This is a genomic window from Candidatus Chlorohelix allophototropha (assembly GCF_030389965.1).
GTDB classification, from domain to species: domain Bacteria; phylum Chloroflexota; class Chloroflexia; order Chloroheliales; family Chloroheliaceae; genus Chlorohelix; species Chlorohelix allophototropha.
In genome coordinates this window covers 2,177,941-2,204,455 of record NZ_CP128400.1, presented here as the reverse complement: position 1 = coordinate 2,204,455, position 26,515 = coordinate 2,177,941, and the positions used below count along the sequence as shown (strand labels likewise).

Below are 26,515 nucleotides of genomic sequence, written 5' to 3'. Positions count from 1 at the left end.
GATAAAGCAGAAATTGTTTACAAGTCACGCGGCTACAAACAAAGGGAAAATGAAGAGAAAGCAAAGAATGAGAGAATGCTGGATTGCATTACATTTGGGGACAAAATTATCATCTTGCGAAAAACTACGGAGTTAAAAGGAAAACTCCCCTATTTGCAAAGTCACTTTTGTAAAGAGGCTGAAAAGCTTCGCAACAACTTGGCACATCCAGTTGGGTATCAGGAAAGCGCCATATTAATGGAGCGTGAAAAGCTGGTGCCCTTTATTGAATGGGCAGAGGAACTCAAGTTCCAATTAATGTATAGCCATCGCTCTGTTGAGCAGGTAACAGAAGATTTAAATAAGAAAAAAGCAGAATCTGGCAATAATTATCGGTAATGACAGAACGAACCACTTTGGCAATTGCAAAAGCGTGAGACTCGGCAAGTTTCCTCTTGTCTATTCAATAATAGGAAATAGAGAAATGAGTAATAAAAAGGGATACTTCTAAGAGGGGTTACACCCTTGATAACCCCTCTGGGATAGTTACAGGTTGTTACCTCAATGCAATGCCGGGGTCTTCATTGCGCGGGATGCGATACCAGATGCTATTGCACATCTTCATTTCTTCCTCATCCAGCGACATTTCTAGACCTTTGAGGCTATCGGTCAATTGCTCCGGTTTGCTCGCGCCAAGTATAGCGGAGGTAATGCCTTGCTGCGCCAGAACCCACGCCAACGCCACATGGGTTAGCGACTTTCCGCGTCCGGTGAAAAATTTCTTGAGATTTTCCACCGCTTCAAACATGTAATCATTCCAGTAACGCGCCTGATACAGTTTGCCCGAAACATTCAGGGTAAAGCGCGTGCCTTGTTCCAAAGCCTGACCGGGATTATAGCGTCCGGTTAGAAAGCCCCCCGCCAACGGGTTATAGACGATTACGCCCACCCCTTGTTCGCGGCATAGCGGCAAAATCTCATTCTCGATTTCACGGTACAGAATGTTATAGCGCGGTTGGTCGCTATCGAAACGGGCTAAACCCAGTTTATCGCTCGTCCAAAGCGCGGTAGCAAGTCGCCATGCCGGGAAATTGCTGCACCCGATGTAACGCACCTTCCCCGCTCTAACCAAATCGTTCAAGGCGGAAAGCGTTTCTTCAATCGGGGTTTCCGGGTCGGGGAAATGCATCTGATATAGGTCAATATAATCGGTTTGCAAGCGGCGCAGACTGGCATCAATCGCCTCAAAAATGTGCTTGCGGGAAAGCCCTTTATCGTTTGCGCCGCTGCCCATCTCTCCGGCGCACTTGGTGGCAAGTACAATCTTGTCGCGCATCTTGCGTTCTTTGAGCCAATTGCCCACCACCACTTCGGTATTGCCATGCATCTCAGGGGTTGCGCCGAGCGGATACATATCGGCGGTATCGAAGAAATTAACGCCCGCTTCGGCGGCAATATCCATAATCTTAAAGCTGGTCGGCTCGTCCGCTTGATTGGCAAAAGTCATTGTGCCGAGGCAAATTTCCGTTACTTTTAAGCCGGTGCGTCCCAATTTTTTTATTTTCATTTGCTTTTTTCTCCTGTATTGCCACAAGCCCAACGAATTTACCCACCCAACGAGGGCGTGTCGAGCCACGCCCCTACGAATTAAAACCGCCTAGCGGTAGGCTTCGGCTTGCAAGTTGAATAGTTCAGCGTAACGCCCATCCAGCGCGATCAACTCATGATGCGAACCGTTCTCGATGATTTCGCCGTTTTCCAGCACAAAGATACGGTCTGCTAACCGCACCGTACTAAAACGATGGCTGATGAAAATGGCGGTCTTGCCTTCGGTTAGCTCGCGGAAACTGGCGAATACCTCATACTCCGCCTGTGCATCCAGCGAACTGGTCGGCTCATCCAATACCAGAATCCGAGCATCGCGGATGAAGGCGCGAGCAAGCGCGATTTTCTGCCATTCGCCCCCGCTCAGTTGCGTGCCTTCGGTAAACCAACGCCCTAGCATAGACTCGTAGCCTTTCGGCAATTTATCAATGACCGCATCCGCGCCGCTCTTGTGGGCGGAAGCTGTTACCAATTCGAGGTTTTCGATTTCAGCCAGTCGCCCCACCCCGATATTTTCCCTCGCGCTCATAAAATAGGTGGCGTAATCTTGGAATATCACGCCCACTTGCTCGCGCAGTTCTTTCAGGTCGTATTCCTTGATATTGCGCCCGCCCATCAGGATTTCGCCCTCGTCCGGGTCGTATAGGCGCGTCAGCAGTTTAACGAGCGTGGTTTTGCCTGCGCCGTTGCGCCCTACCAGCGCCACCGCTTCCCCCGGCGCAATTTTGAAGCTGACGTTTTTCAGCACCGCCTCGCGCTTGCCGGGATAGGTGAAACTGACGTTGCGGAACTCCACATCCAACCCCTTTTGCGTATCTGCTACCGTTAAATCAGAAGGCTTTTCTGGTGAGGAAATGTTCGGCTTGTATTCCAGAAACTCGAATAGCGTTCCCACAAACAGGTTATTTTCGTAGGTGCTGGAAATGCCGCTCAAGATGGATTGGAAACTCTGGCTGACCTGTACCGCCGTTTGGGTAAAGAGCGTCAGGTCGCCCAAGGTTATGCGGCTCAACACTGCTTGCCACGCTACGTAAAGATAAATCGCCGCGTTGGCAATCACCGAGAGGGACAACCACAGGAAGCTGGTCATATAGCGGCGAATGAGCAATGCCTTATTCTCATCGTAAAGCTTATAGCCTAACTTGCGATATTGATCTATGAAGAAGTTGCCCAGATTGAACAACTTGATTTCTTTGTTGTAGGTATCGGTGGTCATAACCATGTTGAAATACTGCATCTGGCGGCGTTCGGGCGATTGCCAGCGCATGCGTTGGTAGCCCATCCAGCCGTAGCGCGAGTCGGCGATAAACGCGGGGATTGGCACAATTAACGCCACCGCTGCCAGCCACCATTCCAAACGCAAGAGCAAGAAAATCATGCTGACAAAAGTAATCAGCGTTCGCCCCAAGTCGAAGGTTTGCGAAATCATCTGCACTGGGCGAAAAACCGATTGCTCCGAAGCTTGCCGTAGCTTGTCGTAAAATTCGGGGTTCTCAAAGAAAGATAAGTCTAAGGTATTGGATTTTTCCAGAATTAGCACCTGTACTCGAACCGAGACTCGTTCCTGCAAGAGTTGCTGCACTATGTTACCCAAAGTGTTGAGCAAGCGGGAAAAGACCTCAATAATAAGTTGGAGTAGCACCAATTGAAAAACCGGGAAGAAATCCTGAGTTTTTATGGAATTTACCACGCCGTCAATCAGCAATTTGGTAATCCAGATGCTGATGGCTGGCATGAAGCCCCGCGCAATGCTGAGTATTCCCATTGCGACGGTCAAGGTGGGGTGGGTAGCCCATACCAATTTCAAAACGCGCGGTAGGCTGGTGAAAGCAGAAAAGACTTGGTTAAGTTCAAACTTATCGCTTTTATTATTTTTGCCGCCTCCCCGCATAGGCGACCCCATATTAATCATGTGACCTTGCATTTATATTCTCCCTCATTAATATACGATGATTTTTTTTATTTTTTGAATACGCCCTTCGTCCGATTGCCCCCACCCTAAAGATATTACCAACCCAACGAGGGCGCATCGGAATGCGCCCCTACCAATTAAAACCCTCTCCCCAACGAACGCCTAGAATCCGAACCCGTAGGTGCGTTTGAATACACCCTTCACCCTATTTTTATATGAAGCAGTATAGATGATTTGCTTAGATTTTACTAAGAAAGCGGCTTAAAAACAGCGGTTTGAAAGGAGATTGCGCTAGAGTTGCGTTAGATTTACGGGCTATAACGCACGGCGGTACAAACGGTGCGATTCGGGGCGTTCCCTGTGCCCGGTGTGCGCAGCTTCACTAGGGGGATTTGGGGCGTAGCAGTACTATCACCACGCCCTACAAAGGCTATACCGTAGATGGTGACACCCGACCAACTGAGGTCGAGCGGTGCATAATTAGGGCTGGTAATAGTGATAGTCGGACCGCTCGCGCCACAGCCACCCACCAACAATACGCCTTGCTTGGGCTGGATACCCAAAGTGCTGGTAAGGGCAAAACTCCCCGTAATCTTTATTACCTGATCTGCTCCGGCGGTATTCAAAGCGGTAACAAACGACTCTGCGCTACTAGCCATAGAAACTTGGGTCGGCATGATGATACTAATGGTATTGCTTGAACCGGATAATGTCGGCGAAGTACGTGTTGCCATAACCTTATAGGAATAGGTATTTCCGGCTAAAGCAGTGGTATCATCAAAAACGGCATTGGCGGTGGTAGTAGTTAGCGGTGAAGAATTGCGTACTATCGTGAAGGTAACGGGCTGTCCGGGCAGGTTGCAAGCGTTATTTTTCCAAGAGAGGCGCACCTGTGTGGTGGAATAGGCAAAACCGCTCAGGTTGGTGGGGGCTTCGCTAAGGGGCAAAATTGAACTAACAGGTGCAGTATTGCTGTTGCTAGAATTGCCGAATGCGTTTTGAGCGTACACCCGATAGTAATACGAACCGCACAGCGTTACGGTGGTGTCGGTGTAGGTGGCAATATTTGTCTTAGTCCAACCGATAGTTGACCAGTTGACATTATCATAGCTGCGTTGGATGACAAAGGTATCCTCGTTAGAGGAATTATCCGTCCAATTCAGCGTCACTTTGGGGTCTGAAGCCGGAGTGGCAATCAAGTTTGATGGAGGGGCTGGAGGCAGCGGATTATTTATGGCGACCCGAAAGCCCGTAGCAGTAGCGGAGTCGAGCTTGATAATGTCCCCCGTCTCCGGGATGGTATAAGTATCGCCGGGGTTTACCAACGCCTTCACAAACCAAGCATCCTCACTACGGGTTGTATTCACACTATGAATCACCACCGCGCTACTAGGCAAGCCCACATCGTAGGATGTCCCGCTATAACCGCTGACCTTGCGCGCTTCGATAGTGTAGAAGTAAGTCGTTGAAGTGACCGGAATTTGCGCCATCAGGTAATCGCCGGTGGTGGGCTGTGTCAACCGCTCTAACGTTACATATTGGCTGACTCCAGAAGTGGCAATTTTTTTCTGCGCCGGGGGTATCCAGCCCAACATATCCATATGGTAGCTGATGGTGTGTTGCCCTAGACATTTATAAGTAGCATTATACATTTGTATGGGCGCACTACAGGGATACCAAGAGTTGCTCATCACATCCCAAGGATTTGTGTAAGGTTTGTTAGCGACTATCGCCGGGTCTTGGGAATGGGGTAATCCAAAGGAATGTCCTATTTCATGCGCCAGCACATTCTGGTTTCCCCAGCCCCACGGCGGTTCCCATGTGATGGGCCAGTTTTTGCTGACTCCATCCAACGTCAGCGGTGTACTACCGCCCCAAGCATAGTTTTGGTTAGGATCGGAACTCAACAAGGAGTTAAAGATCATATTGATGCCAAAGACACCGTTTGAGAAATCTATCGTTGAGTCTGCTACTCCGGTACAGTCGCCTGCCAGTATGTCTAGCTTAGTTGAATTATCGGAATATAAATAATATGAACGTGGATGGGGTAGGGTGAAGCCTAAGCCACTAGCGCCTGTATAACTCGCGCTACCGAGCAAATTGACGTTGTTGTAGGATAATTCGCGCCAAAAGTGGCTTAATCCGGGATAGGTATCGCCCACCAACCCGTTCAGATAAGAAGCGGTAGCGTTAGTGGTGGCAATATCAGGGAAATTACAAGCGATATTTACATACGCTTTTGAGCCGCTAACCAACGCTTCGGGCGCAGGCAACGCTCCTTGCGCTGGTGCGGGTGGATTAACCAGCGCGATGGAGGTAACGTTAAAGGCGGGTGTTTGATTGCTGCCCGGTTGTGTGTTGCCCTGCGCCCCCGTGACGGTTATGCGCTGCTTGTTGAGCGCGGTGATGCCGCCGGAAGCCTGTAACACCGATTCGCTAATAGCCAGAGGGGTTGTTGTACCGCTAGCATCGGTGAGGGTGTAGTTGGTGCGCTGCGTGCTGTTGCCAGAACTGGGATCGGGGTCGCCCCATTGGACGTTCAAAGTTCCGGTTAGGCTGGCTTGCCCGGCTTGCGTTTGGTTCACTCCCGCGAAAGCAGCAGAACCAGCAACTACAAGCGCCCCTCCCGCCAATAGCAAAAGAGCCGCCAGCAGTAGATATATGAAATATTTGCTTTTAGAATTAGAGTTCAGCTTTTTACATTCCCAACGCTTATTAGAACACTTGCTAGTTCACTTACTCTATTGTAACAACTAATGCTAGATAGTCCAAGTAGGATATTACCGCTATTTGTGGCACAATTGGGGGAGAAATCGCGACCTACGAATTTAACTCCCTTTTCGTTAATTCGGTGTAGTTACCTATATTTTTGAACTATCCTTTATGCCCCTGAGCATAAGCCATAGCCCGATGGTTAATTCAAACGGGAGGAGTGGAAGGTAAACAAATATCGGAACTTCAGCGCCTAAAAATTCACACACAACTCCAACCAATCCCAAAGAGGCTGCTATAAGACCAAAGAGAGATATAGCACTTGGGATAAACTTTGATTTATAAAACAAGAAATACCACAGTATGCCACCTAAGCAATAGAACCACATGTGTATCGTAACTGCTTGCTTGTCAACCCCAAAATACAAGAAATCACCCAAAGTTTGATAGAAGGAATGCTCTGGAGTTCCGGCTTTAACGAAATCTTGGCTTAGGGGTATCAGGGCAAATGCTCCTATCTGGCTGATGGCATAAAATATTGCTTCTGACAGCCACAATCCCAAAGCTACAAGCGCAATGATTCTGTTCTGTTGGTTTAAGACGGTATAAAGCAGACTTGCCAGAGCAACAATTCCGAGGCTGTTAAGCAGCCCAAACAAAATGCTGATTCGCATCAAGGTAAGGTTATCTGAAATCTTAACAAGAATATCGGATATACTACCGGATAGACTGAGCACAACACCACTAACCAAGCTGATAACAATAACAATCAAAAACATCGCGCCTAAAATTCTGGGAGCGCTCTTAGCGGTTTCTTCGTTTGAATACATTTCATACTCCTTTGAAGTTCCTACTACATTTTTCTTGTTAGACCACTTGAGAAGCTTTGGATTTGCCCCAACCCAATCGGTAAAAGTCTCGCGCCAATAGGATGTTCCAAACTGCGCCACCGATTGTACTCAGCATCAAGGCTATGCTACCTATCACAGGAATAAGAAAACAAAATCCGGCAAGAGTGTTGGCAAGACCCACGTAAGCGGTGACTTTACTAAAGATTTTGCCCCGAAACATGAGCAGAATACTAATAAGATAGGAAATGCCGATAAGGAATTGAGATAACATCCAGTTTGTACCGTTGAAGAGCGCGTTGAAAGCTTCTCCGGCTGCCAGATACTGACTTTTCGCCGTATCGCTGGTCGCGGCGGCATATTTATCGCTGAGGTTGGTCATTTCAACTAGCGGTCTTGCGGTAAACCATAATACGACACTCATTAACCCCAAAACTAAAGCAATTAAGGCATACGATTCATTAACCCGTTTGAGCGCAATGTACAAGGCAAGAAATTGCAGAATCAAAATTGGTAGGATGATTGGCACGGTAAGATCCAGTTTTACCAAGCCTGCTAACCTGTTGTTTTGAAGGTCGGTAAAGATGTTTGCCACATCGGTCGTTCCCGGTGTATAAGGATAGATGAAATAGGCGATAACCGCGATTAGAATCATTAGCGGAAAAGCAACACTCGCTATAAAGCCGATGCGGTAAAGCTCTTGCCAGCGCGTCTCAACAATTCCGGTCACGTTGCGCTGGTTTTGTTTTGTTTCTAACATGCTGATTCTCTTTTCCTATTGTCGGTGGGCGCACAATTAAATGTCACACTATTTAGACCCTACTTTTCAGGCATTGTTTCAGGGCATTTTGTCGGTATCGCCTAACTCTTTGTGGGTTGCATGCCAGTCGCTCGGAAAATATAATTTTCCCCCTTGCCATAATAATCAAACCGAATGTAAGAGAAGGTAAAATGACTCTCCAAGAAAAAACATTGCTCGATTTACTGGCAGGCGCGGATGAACAGCCCGCGTTGGTTGCGCCCGATAAACCCTCCCTGACCTACGCGCAATTGAAAGGGAATATCACCGCTTTGGCGGCAACCCTCAATGGTTATGGCTTGGGACGAGGCGACCGCATTGCGATTGCCATGCCAAATAGCCCCGAACTAATTATTGCTTTCTTTGCGGCGGCGATGTGCGGGACGGCTGCGCCTCTAAACCCGAAGTACAAACAGGATGAGTTTGCTTTTTACTATGAGGATACCCAAGCAAAGGCATTAATCACTTTTCCCGGTACGTTAGAAGCGGCACATGCGGCGTTGTTGCCCGGCATGGCGGTGATTAGCGCGGTTTCCGATGAGGCGGGAAGCGTTTCGTTTCGGCTGGAAAGCGGGGGCGCAGAGGCGCGTCCGGTGGAACTGGCGCAATCCGAAGATGTGGCGATGATTCTGCACACCAGCGGCACTACCAGCCGCCCCAAGCGCGTGCCGATTCGCCATCGCAATATGGCGGCTTCTGCCCGCAACATTATCGGCACATACAACCTGAGTGAAGCCGATACCGCCCTGTGTGTGATGCCGCTTTTCCACATTCACGGCATCATTGCCTCGATGCTCTCCACCCTTGCTTCAGGCGGTACGCTGGTTTGCCCGAACGGTTTCAATGCAATGGAATTTTGGGGCATCGTGGATAAATTCAAGCCCACCTGGTATTCGGCTGTCCCCACCATGCACCAAATGTTATTGGCGCGTGCTGAGCGCAATCTGGAGGTAATCAAGGCGAACCCTTTCCGCTTTATCCGCTCTAGCTCTGCGCCTTTACCGCCCATTATAATGGAACGTATCGAGGCATTATTCGGCGCACCTGTGCTGGAATCCTACGGCATGACGGAGGCAACCCACCAAATGGCATCCAACCCGCTCCCGCCCGCTCCTCACAAAGGCGGTTCGGTGGGCTACGGCTTTGGGGTAGAAATCGGGATTATGGATGAGGCGGGCAATCTGCTGCCAAACGGTACAATCGGCGAAATCGTGGTAAAGGGGGCAAATGTGGTGGACGGCTACGAAAATAATCCTGATGCCAACGCCGCCGCCTTTGTGAAGGGTTGGTTTCGCACGGGCGACCAAGGGCTTATTGATGCGGACGGCTATCTATCGCTGACCGGGCGCATCAAAGAGCTTATCAATCGGGGTGGGGAGAAGATTTCACCGCTCGAAATTGACGATATTTTGCTGCGCCACCCCGCCGTAGCCGAAGCGCTTGCCTTTGCCGTTCCACACAAAACTTTGGGCGAAGAAGTGCATGCAGCGGTGGTTCTGAAGGGCGAAGCAAGCGAAAGCGAGTTGCGCGCCTATTGCCAAACCTTGTTGGCGGAATTCAAAGTGCCGCGCAAGATTTATTTTGTGAGCGAAATACCTCGCGGTGCAACCGGAAAATTGCAGCGCATAAACATGGCGAAACTGCTCAACATCACGGGGGATTAATGAGAATCGCGATTGTGGGCGCGGGCGCGATAGGCGGCTATCTTGGCGCGAAATTGGCTCTTTCCGGCGAGGAAGTGACGCTAATTGCGCGAGGGGCGCACCTTGAGGCAATCCGGCGCAACGGCTTGAAATTGCTAGAGGCAGACGGTACAGAATATTTGGCAAAGAATGTGCATGCCACCGCCGATATGCGCGAAGCCGGAGAGCAAGAGGCGGTTATTGTGACGCTCAAAGCGCATAGCCTTTCTGCCATTGCTCCGGCAATGCGCGCAATGTATAGCCCCACTACAATGGTGGTTTTGGCGCAAAACGGCGTGCCTTGGTGGTATTTCCGCAAGTTGGATAGCCCCTATGAGCAGTACCGCATCGAGGCGGTTGACCCCGGCGGCGTGATAGAAGCCAATATCGAGCTTGAGCGTGTGATTGGCTGTGTGGTGTACCCGGCAGCAGAACTGGCAGAACCGGGCGTGGTGCGCCATCTGGAAGGGGATAGGTTTTCGCTAGGCGAACTTGACGGCGCAAAAACCGAACGGATTGCTAGGCTGGCGCAAGCGATTAATAGCGCGGGTTTGAAAGCGCCGATTCGTCCGCGTATTCGCGCTGAGTTGTGGGTTAAGCTGTGGGGCAATCTCGCCTTTAACCCTATCAGTGCGTTAACCCGCGCTACGCTGGAGGATATTTGCCGCTATCCCCTGACCCGCCAATTGGCACACGACATGATGTATGAAGCGCAGCTTATCGCCGAGAAATTGGGTATAGATTTCGGGATTTCGCTTGAGCAGCGCATTGCGGGCGCTGAGAAAATAGGGGCGCACAAAACTTCGATGTTGCAAGACATTGAGAGCGGACGACCCACCGAAATAGAGGCTATCGTGGGGGCAGTGGTAGAGTTGGGCAGGTTGGTGGGCGTACCAACTCCACACCTAGAGGCGATGTATGCGGCGGTAAAATTGCTCGAGCGCACATTACAAACGCCCCCGCATGTGGGTTAACGCCATTAAATCTAGTTGCGGTAAATCCATCAGAATTTGCCAATCGCACGCAGGCGTATCAGAATGCGCCCTTCGTTTGTTGGGTCGTACCTATTAATATTGGTAATTATTCACCCCCTAACCCCCTCAAGGGGGAAAAGAGAGAGAGGATTTATAGGGGACATCCCTATTACCCCGGCGGGGAATTTCCCCTGCACCTCTTTTCATTAATTCTGTGTCCGGACTGTGTACTACTAATATTGTTTGCTAAGGTGACTTGATTATGCTAAAGTAACAGCCATAATTGATACCATATTCTTTCTGAAAGCTCCAAAATGATATGTTGGAAGAGTGCAGAGAATAACCTCAAAAACCCGGTATTTCGGCAATTCCGAATGAATTCAGGGTAAGGGGAAAAAATGTCTAGCAAAGGAGACCGAGGCGAAAGCCTTATGGACAACGAACGCAGCAAATGGCGAAACCTTAACAAGGCTGAAGTAAATGAGCTTAAAACCCGCTTGGCACAAGTAGGACTTGACTTGGCGCGGCTTGAAAATAAACGCGAGTATCCCGAAGATAATGATATAGAAAGTAAAATTGATAGTTTACTGAACGACATCATCGGAAAGATGAGTGGAACCGCCACTATAATTACTACCGAACCGCAAGCGGTGTTAGCCGATTCTGGCGAAAAAGAAAAACGGCGCGTAGTAGTTACCGGGCTTGGCACTATCAACCCACTAGGCTATAGCGTAGAAGAGTTTTGGGCAGGGCTTCGCAAAGGGCAAAGCGGTATCGCCCCCATGACGCTGAGCAAAACCGAGGGGTATCCTACCAAAATAGCCGGAGAAGTAAAAGAGTGGGATCCAAAGAAATTTATAGATACTAAAGATGCCCGCCGCATGTCCAGAGCCAGCCAATTTGCGGTCGCTGCCAGTTTCCAAGCTATCAAAGATGCCAACTTAAAAATCGAAGATGATGTAGCCGAAGATTATGGGGTTTTACTGGGAGTAGGTAACTGCGCTTTCCCTGAAGTTGAACAGGGCGCACGTACTCTAATGGAAAAAGGCGGGATGCGCCTTAGCCCTTTCTTCATCCCCATAATCTTGCCGAACATGTCCAGCAGCCAAGTGGCTTTGCAAGCAGGCATAAAAGGTTATAACGGCACGATAGTCACCGCCTGCGCCAGCAGCACCCAATCAATCGGAGAAGCGGCGGAAGTAATCCGGCGTGGGGATGCCGAAGTAATGATTACGGGCGGTTGTGAAGCCCCTATCAGCGAATTAGGGCTTGCCAGTTTTAGCGTTATGCGGGCGATGAGCAGCAAATACAACGAGCGACCTACTCAAGCCAGCCGCCCCTTTGATCGAGACCGCGATGGATTCGTACCCAGTGAAGGCGCAGGAATTGTAGTTCTGGAAAATCTGGAACATGCGCTGGCAAGAGGGGCGCGAATCTATGCGGAAGTGATCGGTTTCGCCGCCACCAACGATGCTTATCATCTGACCGACCCCGACCCCGACTCCTTCGGCGCAGTCAGAGCAATGCGCCGCGCCATTCATCGTGCCGGATTAGCCCCCCGCGACATAGATTACATCAATGCACACGGCACTAGCACCGAAAAAAATGATAAAATGGAAACCGTAGCGATAAAAAAGGTTTTTGGAGATTACGCCTACCAGATTCCAATCAGCAGCACCAAATCTATGATTGGGCATCTATTGGGCGGAGCGGGAGGCGTAGAAGCTATCGCCACGATTACCATGATGCAGGAAGAGTTGATACATCCTACTATAAATCTAGACAATCCCGACCCGGACTGCGACCTTGATTATGTACCAAATCGCGCCAGACCGTTTAAAATCAACATTGGAATGAGTAATTCCTTTGGGTTTGGTGGTCAAAACGCTTGTCTAATTTTCAAGAAATATACACCTGAGAGTCCTGAGGCTAAGAGGTGATTCCCAATGGCAGAAGGTCATTTTTACACTATTGTTATCTGGGAAGTGCGGGCGGGCGCACGCGCTAGCGACCTAGAAGAACTAACCAGAAACGGGATTTTGCCCCAGTACAGGGAAGTGCCGGGAGTGTTATCAGTAAAGCTTTTCCGTATTCAGGAAGGCGAAGATGTCAACAAATACATGGCGATGACGATCTATGAAAGTCGTGAAGCCTACAATAATTGGTGGGCTAAAGGCGGGCAAGCGTTACTTACTTGGCAGCAGCAAAACAAGGCAGTTGTAGAAAAATGGGTGGATACTGCCACTCCTGCCCGCCGCCATAACATGACTTTATTGATTGATGCCGAATTCCCGCCCGGCACGCCTAAGATCAACTTTATCCCAGAAAATTGAAGCAATCGGCGGGTAGTTGCTTTCTATATCAAATGAAATCGGGAGTCTGGCTGTGTTTGTTGTAACCAATAAAGCCGAATTAAACAAACGAATCCGCAATAATCGCATCATGTTCTGGGGGGGTGTAGCAGGGCTACTTGGCTCTATGCTAACCCTACTAATAGCCGGTGGTAGCCCACAGGGCGCTTTTTTTATCATCATTTTTGGCTATCCCCTACTCTTTCTAGGGATTTTTCTAAGTAAACGTGGCGCTTATAACAATCGCCGCCACGCTGTCGGCGGTTACAGGCTCTTATCCGAAGAACAGGATATTGATAGACAGCTTAAAGGCTCGCCTTCCCGCTTCCACCTTTACAACTATCTGAATATCGCCGGAATCTCGATTGAGCATATGCTGGTCACTCCGCAGGGTATCATCCTTATTAATATGAAGGGGCAACTGGGCAAGTTAAAAGCCGGACGCGACCTTTATCGCATGAAACGCGGTTTTGTAAATTCTATCGGCACTATTGGCGAACCCGGTATCGGTAATCCAAGCCAAGAACTGAGCCGCCAATGCAAACGGCTGCGCACTTGGTTTGAGCAAAAAGGTTTTGATATACCCACCGATGGCATCGTAGTGCTTAATAACCCTCGCGCTACCATTGAAAACGTTTCAGAAATGAGCTTCCCGGTCTGCATGAACAGTGATTTGCGAGAAGCAGTGCGCCAATGGCAAACCGAATTGAGCATGACCGCAGAGGAGCAGTTTGAAATAGAAAAACTGCTGATCGGGCAATTACCGCAAGAAGAACAGGCAGAAGCGCTGGAATTATTGAGCATGCCCGCCCATAAGCGCCTCCAAATGGAACGAGAGCAGGAATTAGCGGTAGAAGCCGCGCGAGTTGCCAAAACCAAAGTAAAAGATGAGAAGAAGAAACCGAGCGAGCGCAAACCGAGCGCGGGCGCAGCGCCACAGCCCGGTCAGCGGGTTGGCTTGAACGGCAAACCGCTCCCGGCTAAAGTGTCCGAAGAAAAACCCCGCAAGGCAGCGGTAGAACCCTTGAAAAAGCCAAATCCGGGCGCATTCGGAGACCCTGCTAAGCGTAGGAAATAGTTTAAGCGATGAATGACCTAGATTCCGGCGAAGTTTCGCGTCAACCCGCTTCGGATTTCTGCTTTGTGTGTGGTAGAAATAACCCTGCCGGGTTGCGGCTGGATTTCTACAATAACAAAACGCAGGTCTGGACTGAATTTACGCCCTCGGAATACTACCAGAGTTGGCCCGGTATCTTACATGGTGGCATCATCACCACCGTTTTAGATGAAACCATATCCCGCGTGGCTTTTCTCTATGATAAGTGGGTTTCAACCGGAAAGCTCGAAGTAAAATTCCGTAAGCCGACTCCTTTAGGTCAAAAATTGCGTATCAGCGGCGAATTAGTGCGCGATGCCGGACGGGCAATGGAAATGCGCGGACGAATCCAAGTCGTTGAAACAGGCGAAGTTACCGCCGAAGCAAGCGGCTTATTCGTGCGTTTACCCGATGCAACCCGCCACGAAATTATCAAATCGGTGGGCGGAGATTTCGCCGAATGGGAAGAGTGGCTGGCAAAAAACAGGCAGTGATATGATTGGACACGGCTGGGCAGTTAGTTTTCTGCAAAATTGCATAGACACCGAAAAAGTTACCCACGCTTACCTGTTACGAGGTCCGGCGGGAGTCGGCAAGTTTAGGTTGGCGTTGGATTTTGCCCTCGCGCTCGGTTGCGAAAACCCTCCTGCAAAAAAATATGGCTTGCGCTATTGCGGCGAGTGTCGCCCCTGTCGCCTCATCGAAGAAAACAAACACTCTGACGTTACAGTATTAGGGCTGGAATGGCAAACCCGCAGCGAGGGAGTCAAAGAGGGTAACGCCGGGCAAAACCTAAAAATAGACTCGGTGCGCTATATCAGCCATGAAGTTAGTCGCCCCCCCCATGAAATAGGCTGGCGCGTCATCATCATCCGCGATGCCGAAACAATGCAAACCGCTGCCGCCAACGCTTTCCTCAAAACGCTAGAAGAACCGCCCGACCGCGCCGTTTTGATTTTGCTGGCGGATAGTGATCGCCCAATGCTCCCAACTATCGTAAGCCGTTGCCAAATAATCGAGTTGCGACCTGTGCCACGCGAGGAAATTGCCCGGTCATTACTTAGCGAAGGGGCAAGCAAAAATGAGGCGCATATGCTCGCGGCGTTGTCTGCCGGAAGACCCGGTTGGGCGTTGGAGGAGTATCGCGACACTACCAAACAGCGCATCAATGACCGCGATGAAGCCTTGATGCACCTTGAAGAATTGCTACCTGCCGACCGGGTTAAACGGCTGTCCTTTGCCGATACGCTTACCGCGCGTTGGCAAAGCGGCGGCAATAAGCGCACCTCGGTGCTGGTCATGTTAAATATTTGGTTGGGTTGGTGGCGAGATTTGGCGTTGGTGCGCCAGAATCTACCTGCGCATATTTCTAATGTAGATAAGCTGGATACCTTAAAAGAGCAAGCCGGGCGTTTTTCGCCCATTCAAATAAAAGATATGCTTTTAGGTATCACCCACGCGCAGGCAGAACTCGAAGCGAATGTGATGCCGCGCCTTGCGTTAGGCGATTTGTTCATCAATAAATTGCCAAAGGCATAACGTTCCCGGTTCGTAGGGGCGTGGCTCGACACGCCCGCGTGTGGTTGGTAATATCGTTAGGATTGTGGCAAATAAAGAAGGGCGATTCTCGAATCGCCCCTACGAACCAAATCTCATGAGAGTTAATTCATTTCCAATGCGCCCGGCGTTCGGGGGGCTTCTCAATAACCCGCGTTCAATGAGATGTAGTGAAACGGGGAAAAATAAATGACAATTCAAGATATACAAAATCAAAATAAAGATACTTTCCGCACGGTAGCGGTGCGCTTCAAGCCTAACGGTAAACTCCAATACTTCGACCCCGGAGAGCTTGAATTAAAACCCGATGATTGGGTGGTAATTGAGGTTGGGCGCAATACTGAAATGGCGCGAGTAGTTTTGCCGCCGCGCAGTATCACTGCCAGCCAACTCGCCGAACCGCTCAAGCCCATTCTGCGCATTGCCAACGAGGACGATGTAAATCGACAACTCAGCTATCGCGCCCGCAACAAAGAATCGCTGGTGAAATGCGCCGAGCGGGTTAAGGTTTTCCTCATTCCGATGCGCTTGGTAGAGTGTGAGTGGAACTACGATGGCAGCAAGGTAACTTTCTTTTTTACCGCCGACACGCGGGTGGATTTTCGCCAACTGGTGCGTGACCTTGCCAGCATTTTCCGCACTCGCATTGAGTTAAGACAAATCGGGGTGCGCGATAAAGCCAAACTGGTGGGGGGCGTGGGTAAATGCGGTGAAACGCTGTGCTGCTCTACTTGGGCATCAGAATTTCCTCCGGTTTCGATTAAAACTGCCAAAGATCAAGATTTGCCGCTCAATCCCTCGAAAATAACCGGGGTATGCGGTCGTTTGTTATGCTGCCTCAGCTACGAACACCCCATGTACGAAAAAATGAAAGAGAATATGCCAAAAGTGGGCGATCGGGTGTGCGGGGCGCAGGGTAGCGGCGCGGTAGTAGGGCGCAACATTCTCAAGCAAACGGTAACCGTAACCTTTGATAATGGGGCTTTTAGCGAATTACCCCATCGAGAACTGACCATCGAAGAAAAAGAGCAATCCACCTTGGTGGGCGGATACGATGCCGATACCGATACCGTTTTCGAGGTAGAAGACCCCGAAGATTTGCAATTCCTCAAGGAAGATTAAGCGTGGAAAACTGGAAAACTATCGCACGCGAAAAGGTGCTGGAACGCGGTAAGTTTCTGACGGTGGAAGATCATACCGTAGAACTGCCCGATGGGCGCACCATCCCCCAATGGCCGTGGGTAATCACGCCCGATTTTGTGAACGTGCTGGCGGTGACCGAAGATGGGCAATTTCTGTGCTTCCGTCAGACCAAATACGCGGTTGAGGGGATTACGCTGGCAACGGTGGGCGGTTACATCGAACCGGGCGAAGACCCTTTGCTGGCTGCCAAGCGCGAATTGCTGGAAGAGATGGGCTACGAATCGCGCGATTGGGTTTCGTTGGGTAAATATATCGTGGACGGCAATCGCGGCGCGGGTAGTGCGCATCTTTATTTGGCGCGCAACGCCCGTTTTTCGGGTAAAGCCGAAAGCGATGACCTCGAAGAGCTTGAATTGATTTATCTCAACCGCGAAGAAATAGCCGATGCGTTGGTTTCCGGCGAGTTCAAGCTGCTAAGTTGGTCGCTTACCGTCTCGCTCTCACTCAACCACGTTTAAATTCCATGCCGCTACAGAATCGCGTCACCCCTTTTGGCGAAATCATTGCCACCCCAGAACGCGGCGCATTTATGGGTAATCGCGGCTGCTTGCACAATGAACGGCGCGAGTTGGTGCGACCATTCGCCGTGAAGCGTTGGATTATTTGCCTACTGGAATATAAAGGCATAAGGCTGGAAATAATGAAGCCGGGACGCTACACTCAGCTTTTCTTTCTGGATGAAGCCACCGCCCTAGCAGCGGGACATCGCCCCTGCGCCCTGTGTCGTCGCGAAGCCTACCGGGAATTTACCACGCTTTGGCAAACCGCTATTGCGCCCATTCACAGCATTGATGAAGTGGATGCGCTTTTGCACCGAGAGCGCGTGTCGCCCTTAGAAACCCGCCGCGCCCGCTTGGACACCCTACCCGATGGCTGCTTTATCGCCCTAGAGCGCAAACCTTACCTAATTCAAGGGGATTGTTTAGCGGAATGGACGGCAGGCGGTTACATAAAGCGGGTGGCGCGACCAGCCGACCGGGAAGTTAGCGTGCTAACCCCGCCCTCACTGGTGCGAATCATAGCGGCGGGTTATGTTCCCCAAATTCATCAAAGCGTCACCGCGCTATTTTGAGAGAAACCGCGGGCATATGCGTCCAACGAAGGGCGTATTCAAATACGCCCCTACGAATTAAAATCGCCTCGTTCGGATATGGTTCTAGCGTTTGATGGTAAATTCCGCGGGATTTAACTCAACCCTCGTTAAATACGCCCGGCGTTCTAAATCGGTACAACCTTTGAAACGTGAGCGCGGATGGATTCCCAAACCTCGCTCATGTAACTCGCCGTAACCACTTCACGCCCGGTTGCCTGCGCGATGTCGGAGGGAGTAAGGTCATCGAGAAAGCGCGCGCCAAAGCCTTTTTTATCCAACATAACCTGTGGCAAGAACACCAATTCGCCGACCTCATGCCCACTACGCGCAAACTCCAGCAAAGCCTCGCGCACATCGCGCCCGCTCAGCAAACCCGCCACCGTAATGGTTGCGCCAAGCTCAGGGTTTTGCACCGTCAGCAGATTAAGCCGCAAGCCCTCAACCCGATTTAACCGCTCGATGATTGCTTGAAAAGTGGGGGTAATTAGGCGCGCCGTCACCAGCGTAGCGTTAAGCGGCTGCGAAAGAGCGGCGGGTAATTTCTTTTCGGTTTTCTTCCAATCCTCTAGGAAGCGGCGCACCAAGCCGACCCCGTTCTCGATTTGCTCGAAATCCTCGTAGTGGGCGCGTCCCGGCACTTCTTGCCCACACAACAGGTAAAACTCATCGGAAAGATAGAGCAGCGCAACGCCTTTTTCTTTCTTGAATCGCTTCTGGTAAGCGTGCGCCAGCGCAATTACTTTTTCGGCTTCATCCGGGCGATAAGTCCGCATCGGCAGGCTGGCGGTATTTTCAAAGCCGCGCCCATGCGCCCGAAAGCTGCGCCGCCGATCACCTTCATAGCCATCGCCACCCGCCAAACCCACCGGGACAACCGCAATCGTCTGAACCGTAGGGTAGAGCTTCGCCAAATCGGCAATGGTCTTTTCCAGATGCGCCCCATCATTCACGGTTGGCACAATCACCACTTGCGTATGAACCTGAATACCACCCTCGCCCAAGCGTCTGATTTGTTCCAGAATATCCGGCGCAGTGGAATTGCCCAACAAACGGCGGCGCATCGCAAGCTCAGTGCTATGCACCGAAACATACAAGGGCGTTAAACGCTGCTCAAAAATCCGCTGCCAGTCTTCCTCTTTGAGATTGGTTAAGGTCACGAAACCGCCATACATAAAGGAATAACGGTAGTCATCATCTTTTATATAAAGACCGGGGCGAAACCCTTTAGGAGTGCGGTACACAAAGCAGAAGGGGCAATCGTTATTGCAGACGCGAATACCGTCAAAGGTTGGTTCGGCAAATTCCAGACCAAGCGGTTCACCTTCGCGGTTTTTCAAGCGCACCTCAAGCCGGATAGATTTGCCGTTCTCGCCATCCCGCACAAGAGTCAGGCGAGCGCGTGCATCCACCGCTCCAAACTGATAGTCAATCATATCGCGTACGGGCTTGCCGTTTATCGCCAACAAGCGGTCACCCGCTCTTATTCCGGCGCGTTCCGCCACCGAGTCGGCAGCAACCGCGATTATTTTATCTCTTTGGCTTTTTTTGCCAGAGTGATGATTCGATATATCCAACTTCAAGAACCTTATCTAAGTATTTTATCAGGCAACTTGCTCAAGAAGATTAACAATTAAATCCGTAAAAGGGGGTTTGGGGTAAACCCATCAGATTTTACCATCAAACGCGGGCGCATCGCGATGCGCCCCTACGAACCAATTCCCATGGGGGTCGTTTTGTAGGGGCGGTTCGCGAACCGCCCTTCGGAAATCTCACATAGTTACGGATTAATTTCTTAAAGGGCTTGAGCAAATTGTCTCTAATTTAAAAGGGCGCATCGGAATGCGCCCCTACGAACCAATTCCCATGAGAACCGATTTTTATAGCGGTTTTCTTGCCGGATTAAGTCCTAGCTGAAACCAGCCCCGGTAATCAGACGAGCAATATCGTTCCAAGTAAAGACCAGCATGAGTGATAGCAACGCCACCATCCCTACCAGATGCACCATGCCTTCTTTATCGGGCGGCACCCGGCGGCGCGAAACCATCTCTATCAGCACGAAAATGAGCCGTCCGCCATCCAGCGCGGGTAAAGGCAGGATGTTCACAATGCCCAAGTTCACCGATAGCAACGCCATCAGCGAAATCATTGCCATGAAACCGCCCGTATCAACAATCTGGTCGGTTATTTGCGCCATGCCCACCGGTCCGGCAAAGCTCTCCAAACCGATAGAGCCGTTGAAAACCCCTTCGAAGCTACGCGGAATCAAGCCAATGGCGTAGGTGGTTTGTCCCCACGCTTCGCCCACCCACTCCAGAGGATTGAGCGGAACATGCCGCATCTGGCTAATCGGCAAGCCATCTATAATGGTAGAAGGACGCGGCGAACGATTATTTACGCCGCTGGTATCGGTATAATTCGCGATGATGGTAATCGCTTTTTCCGCCTTGCTCTTGGGGTCAATGTAGCTGATTTTTACATCTTGCCCTTGATTGGCGGTCATTATTTTTATGTATTCGGTCGCAGTATTGACCTTCTGATCGTTCAGCGCAATGATTTGAGCATCAACGGGCAATTTCTGGCGCGAGGCATCCGATTCAGTATATACGTAGTTCACGTATAACTTGACTGCCAAAGTGCGGGTTAGAGTCTCGGTTTTGCCGTTGGTAACCCGCTGCACGGTAGCTTCAACCGTACTTTTATCCACATCGCGGGTGTAATTCAGCAAATCCAGATTAGTGGCAAGGGGCTTACCGTCAATCATGGTCAGCACATCGCCCGCCTTCAAATCATAGGCTGGCGCGTCTATCGCAAGCCTTAGCGAGTCGAACACATAGCCCATCTGCACCCCGATTGTACCTTCACCATCGGGAGGGTTGGTGCGTCCTTTAATAGTAGTGCTAACGATTTGATTGCCACGTTTGAGCGTGAAAACAATCGGCTGGCTGCGATTTAAGCGCGTCTCGATAGACACATCACGGGTATTATTAACTTCGGTAGAATTTACCTTCAGGATAATATCCCCCGCCAACAGCCCGGCGGTTGCCGCCGGAGAGCCGGGTTCAACTTTGGAAATGGCAACCGGTCCGGCGGGAACATCCTTGCCGCCACCCGCCAGTATCAGATATATAGCGAACGCCAGCACCAGATTCATAAAAGGCCCGGCGCAAAGCACTATCGCGCGTTGCCATGTGGGCTTTTTGCCAAAGCTGTTGGGGTCGTCACTATCGCCGTTTTCGCCCTCGATTCGGACAAAACCGCCGATAGGGAGCGCGTTTATCGACCATTCCATCCCGTCTTTAGTCTTTTTAGACCAAATTTTGGGCGGAAAGCCAATCCCAAATTCATGTACTTTCATCCCGAACATCCGGGCGGTGATGAAATGCCCGAATTCGTGAATAATAACCATTACCAGAAGAACAGGAATAAACCAGAGCCAGTTCATATATAACTACCTCTAGCCGCTTCCGCCTACCCGATTGAGGCGGCGGAACCACGACTACTGAAATTACTTGCAAAATGGCGCGCCCACCGATCGGCTTCGGCAATATCTTCAAGGGTGGGATGCGCTACAGGGTTATGCGCGTCAAGGGTGCGCTCTACCAAATCGGCAATGCCCAGATAAGTGATTTTGCGCTCATGGAACAAGCGCACCGCTTCCTCATCTGCTGCCGCCAACACGGTAGGATAAGTGCCGCCGCGCCGTCCGGCTTCGTAAGCAAGACGCAACGCGGGGAAACGCTCGGTGTCGGGCAATTCAAAATTCAACTCGCGCAACTTTGTAAAATCAAGGCGGGGGTAATCGTTGGCAAGGCGTTCGGGATAGCCCAAGGCATATTGAATCGGCAAACGCATATCGGGCGTGCCTAATTGCGCCTTCACCGAGCCATCCACGAACTCGACCATGCTGTGGATGATGCTCTGTGAGTGAACCACCACATCTACTTTGTCATAGGGCAAGCCAAAGAGCCAATGCGCCTCGATTACTTCCAAACCTTTGTTAAAAAGTGTCGCCGAATCTATCGTAATTTTAGGACCCATATTCCAGTTGGGGTGCTTCATAGCTTGCTCAACCGTGACATTCGCCATTTGTTCTTTTGTGAAAGAGCGGAAAGGTCCGCCCGAAGCGGTCAGGATGAGGCGGCGCACTTTATCGTTCGCCTGTGACCAATTTTCCTCGCCATGTTCGTTGGCAAGCCCTTCGCCCGACAGCGATTGCCAGATGGCGCTATGCTCGCTATCAATGGGGCGAAGCTGAATACCGCTCTTGTGCGCCTGTTCCGTCACCAATTCTCCCGCCATTACCAGCACTTCTTTATTCGCCAGCGCGACTTGCTTACCCGCTTTTAACGCGGCAAGGGTAGGGGCAAAACCATGCTGCCCGCTGGTAGCGACCACCACAATATCAACTTCGGGATCAAGCGCCAGTTGCACCAGCCCTTCATTGCCATACACTACATCGGGGCGCGGTTCATAGCCGCTCACCTCAAAAGGTTCTTCGGTCTGCCCACCGATACCGACCCGTTTGGGCTTATAAGTGGCTACTTGCTGTTTCAGGGTATCACTTATTCGGCTTGCAGCAATACTGGTTATCTGGAATTTCTCAGGATGGCAACTTATTACATCGAGAGTCTGTTGACCGATCGACCCTGTACAGCCTAATAGCGCAATTCGCTTGGTCATAATATCCTTTTTCCCAACCTCTCCAATATGACAATAAAGAAAGGACACCGATATTTGCCCGATTCATTGTCAATTATAACAGATAAAACAATGCCAACCTTGCCTCGCTTTGTGTAGTATTGCGGTAAAATCAGAGAAGGTGCGCCCGCGTGTGGGAGTGGCACAAAAACGCGGGGACGCGCTTCGAGGTGTTGTTGGGCTTGCTTTTGCGCCGTTGGTCGTATGGAAAAAGGCGACAGCGGCACAGAATTTTGCGTAAAAATCGTCTGTGCCGCACTTCCTGAGTTAATGAAAACCCTTACATCCAAGTTTTCATCATATTGCCAAAGCGGGCTCCGGCTGAACCATTCAAAAGCCTGTCATAGTAATACTTCTGGTTTTTGCCTTTATTCACCGTGAGGGTATTGATTAAGCTGCTATTACTCCACCAACCCCAAGCGCCAAATGGGTCGTTAACAATGATGGTTTTATCAGTTTTGTCGTAGCCGACAATTACTGAAACATGACCACCACCACTATACCAAACCCCATAGATGACAGGGTGGTTGGCATCAATTTCAGCCACGATTTGATCGAAGGTTAGCGTTCCAAGTGCACCGCTGTTCTGTACCCCCCGATCCCTAAGAGCTTTAGACATTAGATCCCATCTAGTTCCATTAGTGGTGTCATAGATACTTTTCAGGGAATTACCGGCATCGTAGGTCGGATTGCTACTCTTACCATAGTAACCGAGTATCATAGCGGTGCTGGAAGGTCCGCAAAGATACCATAAGCCATTAACAAGCTTCCCTTGTGCAGTTATTTGGTTGACATAAGGAACAGTTGTTAGGGTTTTGGTTTGACTTGAATAATTTATTGTCACCGACTGAGATCTGTTGATACACACAGAGCCGTTGCAAACTGTTAGAGAAATCGTCTTTGTACCAGAGGAGTTAAAGTTGGTAGTGAAGCTTGAGCCTGAACCACTGGAAGGATTCCCCCCTGACGCTGACCATGCGCGAGAAGTGATATTACCGCTGGTGGAAGGATTACAACTGAAAGATTGTCCCTGACTGGCTGAAGTAGGACAACCAAGAGCATTAAGCGTCGGTGGTGGGGCAGACCAATTTATAGTAACCGTATTAGAGGTAGTTTGAGTGGCAGAACCATTGAACATACCAATACGGGCACGGTAAGCGTAGCCAACGCCAGAGGCTGAAACTTGAGCAGAGCAACTACGTCCTGAAGAACAGTTCACCACTACTGCGCCATTGCTTGCATTATAGATTTGAGTACCATAGGCTGTTGGACCAACATCATAATTGACATTGGCAGTGAGGGTAACCGACTCGTTAGCTTGCGGATTGGTTTTGCTGGCTGATAGGCTCACAGACCAGTTTAGTGAATAGATAGTAACATTCAGAGCCTTGCTCATACAAAGAGAGCCGTTACAAGCCCGTAGCGTAATTGTTTTAGTGCCTGTTGAGTTAAAGCTAGTGGAGAAGCTTGAGCCTGATCCGCTGGAAGGAGAACCACCCGGCGCTGACCATGAGCGCGAAGTGACCGTACCACTGATTGAGGGATTGCAGTTGAATGACTGCCATTGATCTGCTGAACTCGGGCAACCGACTGAGCTAATCCATGGGGAGGAGGCAGCCGCTACTGAGGTTGCTGGAATTATACTTAGAAACAGGGCAATCCCTAGAAGTATAAAAATGCGTTTCATTAATTAACTCCATATAAAGACTCTACTGTGACGATAGTTAAAACCTTCAGTTCAAAGTTACTGTAACTGTTCTGTAGTTGTGCCTCCTTGAGTAATAAGCTGCATAATATTATTTGCCAAAACCATAAACCTATCTCATAGTAACTTGAATCGGTTTAGGTTTCAATAGAACTTTTAGCGACATGGTACTAGAGCGGAAATAAATTAGGTAGTTAAAAATGTTGATTCTTTAATTAAAAATGGGGGTTATAATAGCTCCGGTTAACAAGGCGTTACTTGGTTTAAAGCAACCTCGTTGTTTATGCTACGTTTCATATTTAGGATAATTATCTATGAAAGGATGCGATATGAAAACGAACTGGAGACTTAGCGCATTATTGGCAATTACTATGTTGGTTACGGTGTGCGCCGCCACGCTAGGAACGGCACAAGCGGCTGACGCGCCACAAGGTTGGCACGATACCGGCACCAATTACCTCAATAAATCTGGCGGATACTGCTTTGACGGAGCGCAACCCAACGTTATTATGTCAACCAACGCCGACCCCAACTGGGAAACGGTAGGCACAAACTCTTACAATCTTGCCACCGGGCAGGTTTCGCATTCCGAGGCAGCCTTCGACTATTGCAATGAATACAACGGTTTTACCTATAAGTTTGATTACAACCAGAATAAAGCGGTGCGCTATAGCAAAGCTGAACCGCAGGGCGTACCGATTGAGCATATTCCCACCGCGCTTGCCACCGATGGCAGCCAACAGGTTTATTCTCTGACAATTAAACCAACCTTTAGTAATAGCAATAACCTTCGCTTTGGCTCGATTTTTGCCAGCGATGACGGCGGCATTAGTTGGGTCGAGCGCGGACAGCAGTTTGACGAACACGTAATGAAACTGGTGACCACCGGAGCAGATGGACGCTCTATCTATGCGCTGGTGGTTGATAGAATAGCGGAAGCATCTTCGCAATACGGCTTTACCATCTATTTCTCGGCGGATGCGGGGGTCACTTGGGAAACCCGTTACCACAGCCCGCTATTAACTTTCTCGCAATGGATCACTTTTTATCAGCCTAGCGGAAACTCTACCCCCGCCAATCTCTTGCAATTCGATATTGGCACAGGGGTACGCAACAGCCTCATCACCACCTATATTTCGTTCGATGGCGCGAAAACTTTCTCGCAACTTATGACCAACAATCAGCCAAACTACGGCTTAGTTTTCTATACCAATAACGGGCTGGTGCGGTTTACTAAATCTCTCCAATTGGAAAGCTCTCGCGATAACGCCCAAAGCTGGCAACCTTTGCCCCTGCCCTATGCCTTGAACGGCATTTATCCGCAGATTTTAAGCATGTCTTCTGCCCAGGATAATTTGTTCATGTCAAACTCTGACGGCAGCGGCGACCTGTGGTATTCTCCCGATGCCGGCAAAAGCTGGCGCAAGCTAGGCGCGAACATGACAAGCTTGGCAATCAGCCCCTATGCGCCCTATTTTATGGTAGGGCTTAAAGACAAGCGACTCTATACCTTCGACCTGAGCTTTGCCGGAAAAGACTTGACCACCAACGCGGCGGCTGGCAACGCTTACTTTTTTACCGAAACTCGTCACAATCTCTCCGGTGTTTTTCTAGATTACTGGCGCATGCACGGGGATGTTCCACAACTCGGTTTCGCCAAAACTGAGCCTTTCCGCGAGGTGAACCCTAGCGATGGCAAGATTTACACCGTCCAATATTTCGAACGGGCGCGTTTAGAGTATCATCCTGAGAATAAAGGCACGCCCTACGAGGTGTTGCTCGGCTTGCTTGGAGTGCAACTCACCGAACCGCAACGGGCGAACGGGCATGGCGCGTTCAACTATTTTGCCGATATGCACTATCCGGGCGCGACCTATTTTCCCCAAACCGGGCACAACCTTCGCAACAGCTTCAAGGCGTACTGGGAAACTTACGGAGGACTCTCGTGGTACGGCTACCCCATCAGCGAGGAGTTCTATGAAGTGAACCCGGATGACGGCAAAACCTACGTGGTGCAATATTTCGAGCGCAATCGCTTCGAATGGCATCCCGAAAACGCCGGAACTCGCTACGAGGTGTTGCTCGGCTTGCTTGGCAACGCCCTTTTGCGTGAGAAGGGTTGGTCGTAACGCGTCCCCGCGCAGTATTTGAATACGCCCGCGATGGGATAAAAACCGGGCGCATCGGAATGCGCCCCTACCAAAACGATGCAATGATACCGACCTTGCGCCACCGACACGATGTATAAGCTACTGACATGCGCGGGCTAAATTCGGTATAATTCAGCGAAATAATAAAGCT

22 protein-coding genes are annotated in these 26,515 nt (G+C 50.1%); 13 read left to right on the top strand and 9 right to left on the bottom strand.

Annotation, left to right across the window (positions count from 1 at the left end; translation table 11 throughout):
- Nucleotides 1-75: 75 nt before the first annotated feature.
- Nucleotides 76-378, top strand: a complete 303-nt coding sequence (locus OZ401_RS22075) for a hypothetical protein (protein ID WP_341470693.1) — start codon at nucleotides 76-78, stop codon at nucleotides 376-378.
- Nucleotides 379-535: 157 nt separating this feature from the next.
- Here the strand turns inward: OZ401_RS22075 and OZ401_RS22070 are convergent, their stop codons facing one another.
- The 5 genes from OZ401_RS22070 to OZ401_RS22050 all read right to left on the bottom strand — a co-directional run bounded on the left by OZ401_RS22070 (nucleotide 536) and on the right by OZ401_RS22050 (nucleotide 7,816).
- Entirely contained in the window at nucleotides 536-1,546 is a 1,011-nt protein-coding gene (locus OZ401_RS22070) for an aldo/keto reductase (RefSeq protein WP_341470692.1), read from the bottom strand.
- A gap of 90 nt (nucleotides 1,547-1,636) precedes the next feature.
- The gene (locus OZ401_RS22065) at nucleotides 1,637-3,508 is read right to left on the bottom strand and encodes an ABC transporter ATP-binding protein (protein ID WP_341470691.1); all 1,872 of its coding nucleotides are present in this window, start codon (nucleotides 3,506-3,508) and stop codon (nucleotides 1,637-1,639) included.
- 296 nt (nucleotides 3,509-3,804) lie between these two features.
- On the bottom strand, nucleotides 3,805-6,135 hold the full coding sequence (locus OZ401_RS22060) for a hypothetical protein (RefSeq protein WP_341470690.1): 2,331 nt from the start codon (nucleotides 6,133-6,135) through the stop codon (nucleotides 3,805-3,807).
- 222 nt (nucleotides 6,136-6,357) lie between these two features.
- Nucleotides 6,358-7,038 (bottom strand): DUF4386 domain-containing protein, encoded by a 681-nt coding sequence (locus tag OZ401_RS22055; protein WP_341470689.1) that lies wholly within the window; start codon nucleotides 7,036-7,038, stop codon nucleotides 6,358-6,360.
- Nucleotides 7,039-7,075: 37 nt separating this feature from the next.
- Complete coding sequence (locus OZ401_RS22050; protein WP_341470688.1) at nucleotides 7,076-7,816, bottom strand: DUF4386 family protein; 741 nt, start codon at nucleotides 7,814-7,816, stop codon at nucleotides 7,076-7,078.
- Between the two features lie 191 nt (nucleotides 7,817-8,007).
- Here OZ401_RS22050 and OZ401_RS22045 point away from each other — a divergent pair, with 191 nt between their 5' ends.
- The 10 genes from OZ401_RS22045 (at nucleotide 8,008) to OZ401_RS22000 (ending at nucleotide 17,790) form a co-directional block, all read left to right on the top strand.
- Entirely contained in the window at nucleotides 8,008-9,519 is a 1,512-nt protein-coding gene (locus OZ401_RS22045; protein WP_341470687.1) for an acyl--CoA ligase, read from the top strand.
- Nucleotides 9,519-10,511 (top strand): 2-dehydropantoate 2-reductase, encoded by a 993-nt coding sequence (locus OZ401_RS22040; RefSeq protein WP_341470686.1) that lies wholly within the window; start codon nucleotides 9,519-9,521, stop codon nucleotides 10,509-10,511. The genes OZ401_RS22045 and OZ401_RS22040 overlap by 1 nt, the downstream gene beginning before the upstream one ends.
- Nucleotides 10,512-10,909: 398 nt before the next feature.
- Nucleotides 10,910-12,451, top strand: coding sequence for a beta-ketoacyl-ACP synthase II (gene fabF, locus OZ401_RS22035; protein ID WP_341470685.1), 1,542 nt, complete (start codon nucleotides 10,910-10,912; stop codon nucleotides 12,449-12,451).
- A gap of 6 nt (nucleotides 12,452-12,457) precedes the next feature.
- Nucleotides 12,458-12,844 (top strand): antibiotic biosynthesis monooxygenase, encoded by a 387-nt coding sequence (locus tag OZ401_RS22030; RefSeq protein WP_341470684.1) that lies wholly within the window; start codon nucleotides 12,458-12,460, stop codon nucleotides 12,842-12,844.
- A gap of 52 nt (nucleotides 12,845-12,896) precedes the next feature.
- Complete coding sequence (locus OZ401_RS22025) at nucleotides 12,897-13,940, top strand: nuclease-related domain-containing protein (RefSeq protein WP_341470683.1); 1,044 nt, start codon at nucleotides 12,897-12,899, stop codon at nucleotides 13,938-13,940.
- A gap of 8 nt (nucleotides 13,941-13,948) precedes the next feature.
- Nucleotides 13,949-14,452, top strand: coding sequence for a PaaI family thioesterase (locus tag OZ401_RS22020; protein ID WP_341470682.1), 504 nt, complete (start codon nucleotides 13,949-13,951; stop codon nucleotides 14,450-14,452).
- Nucleotide 14,453: 1 nt separating this feature from the next.
- The gene (gene holB / locus OZ401_RS22015; RefSeq protein WP_341470681.1) at nucleotides 14,454-15,497 is read left to right on the top strand and encodes a DNA polymerase III subunit delta'; all 1,044 of its coding nucleotides are present in this window, start codon (nucleotides 14,454-14,456) and stop codon (nucleotides 15,495-15,497) included.
- A 207-nt stretch (nucleotides 15,498-15,704) separates the two neighbouring features.
- The gene (locus OZ401_RS22010; RefSeq protein WP_341470680.1) at nucleotides 15,705-16,637 is read left to right on the top strand and encodes a PSP1 domain-containing protein; all 933 of its coding nucleotides are present in this window, start codon (nucleotides 15,705-15,707) and stop codon (nucleotides 16,635-16,637) included.
- 2 nt (nucleotides 16,638-16,639) lie between these two features.
- Entirely contained in the window at nucleotides 16,640-17,176 is a 537-nt protein-coding gene (locus tag OZ401_RS22005; protein WP_341470679.1) for an NUDIX hydrolase, read from the top strand.
- A gap of 5 nt (nucleotides 17,177-17,181) precedes the next feature.
- Nucleotides 17,182-17,790, top strand: a complete 609-nt coding sequence (locus OZ401_RS22000) for a hypothetical protein (RefSeq protein WP_341470678.1) — start codon at nucleotides 17,182-17,184, stop codon at nucleotides 17,788-17,790.
- A 146-nt stretch (nucleotides 17,791-17,936) separates the two neighbouring features.
- Here the strand turns inward: OZ401_RS22000 and OZ401_RS21995 are convergent, their stop codons facing one another.
- The 4 genes from OZ401_RS21995 to OZ401_RS21980 form a co-directional block, all read right to left on the bottom strand.
- Nucleotides 17,937-19,385 carry a DUF512 domain-containing protein gene (locus OZ401_RS21995; RefSeq protein ID WP_341470677.1) on the bottom strand — a complete coding sequence of 483 codons (1,449 nt, stop codon included), beginning with the start codon at nucleotides 19,383-19,385 and terminating at the stop codon, nucleotides 17,937-17,939.
- A 332-nt stretch (nucleotides 19,386-19,717) separates the two neighbouring features.
- A complete protein-coding gene (locus OZ401_RS21990) occupies nucleotides 19,718-21,253 on the bottom strand; it encodes a site-2 protease family protein (protein WP_341470676.1) in 1,536 nt (511 codons plus the stop codon).
- Between the two features lie 26 nt (nucleotides 21,254-21,279).
- Nucleotides 21,280-22,491 carry a 1-deoxy-D-xylulose-5-phosphate reductoisomerase gene (locus tag OZ401_RS21985; RefSeq protein ID WP_341470675.1) on the bottom strand — a complete coding sequence of 404 codons (1,212 nt, stop codon included), beginning with the start codon at nucleotides 22,489-22,491 and terminating at the stop codon, nucleotides 21,280-21,282.
- A gap of 298 nt (nucleotides 22,492-22,789) precedes the next feature.
- Nucleotides 22,790-24,196 carry a C39 family peptidase gene (locus tag OZ401_RS21980; RefSeq protein WP_341470674.1) on the bottom strand — a complete coding sequence of 469 codons (1,407 nt, stop codon included), beginning with the start codon at nucleotides 24,194-24,196 and terminating at the stop codon, nucleotides 22,790-22,792.
- A 347-nt stretch (nucleotides 24,197-24,543) separates the two neighbouring features.
- On the opposite strand from OZ401_RS21980, the gene OZ401_RS21975 reads away from it, so the two are divergent.
- Together OZ401_RS21975 and OZ401_RS21970 are read left to right on the top strand one after the other, a co-directional pair.
- Nucleotides 24,544-26,343, top strand: a complete 1,800-nt coding sequence (locus OZ401_RS21975; protein WP_341470673.1) for a hypothetical protein — start codon at nucleotides 24,544-24,546, stop codon at nucleotides 26,341-26,343.
- Nucleotides 26,334-26,462 (top strand): hypothetical protein, encoded by a 129-nt coding sequence (locus tag OZ401_RS21970; protein ID WP_341470672.1) that lies wholly within the window; start codon nucleotides 26,334-26,336, stop codon nucleotides 26,460-26,462. The genes OZ401_RS21975 and OZ401_RS21970 overlap by 10 nt, the downstream gene beginning before the upstream one ends.
- Nucleotides 26,463-26,515: the final 53 nt, after the last annotated feature.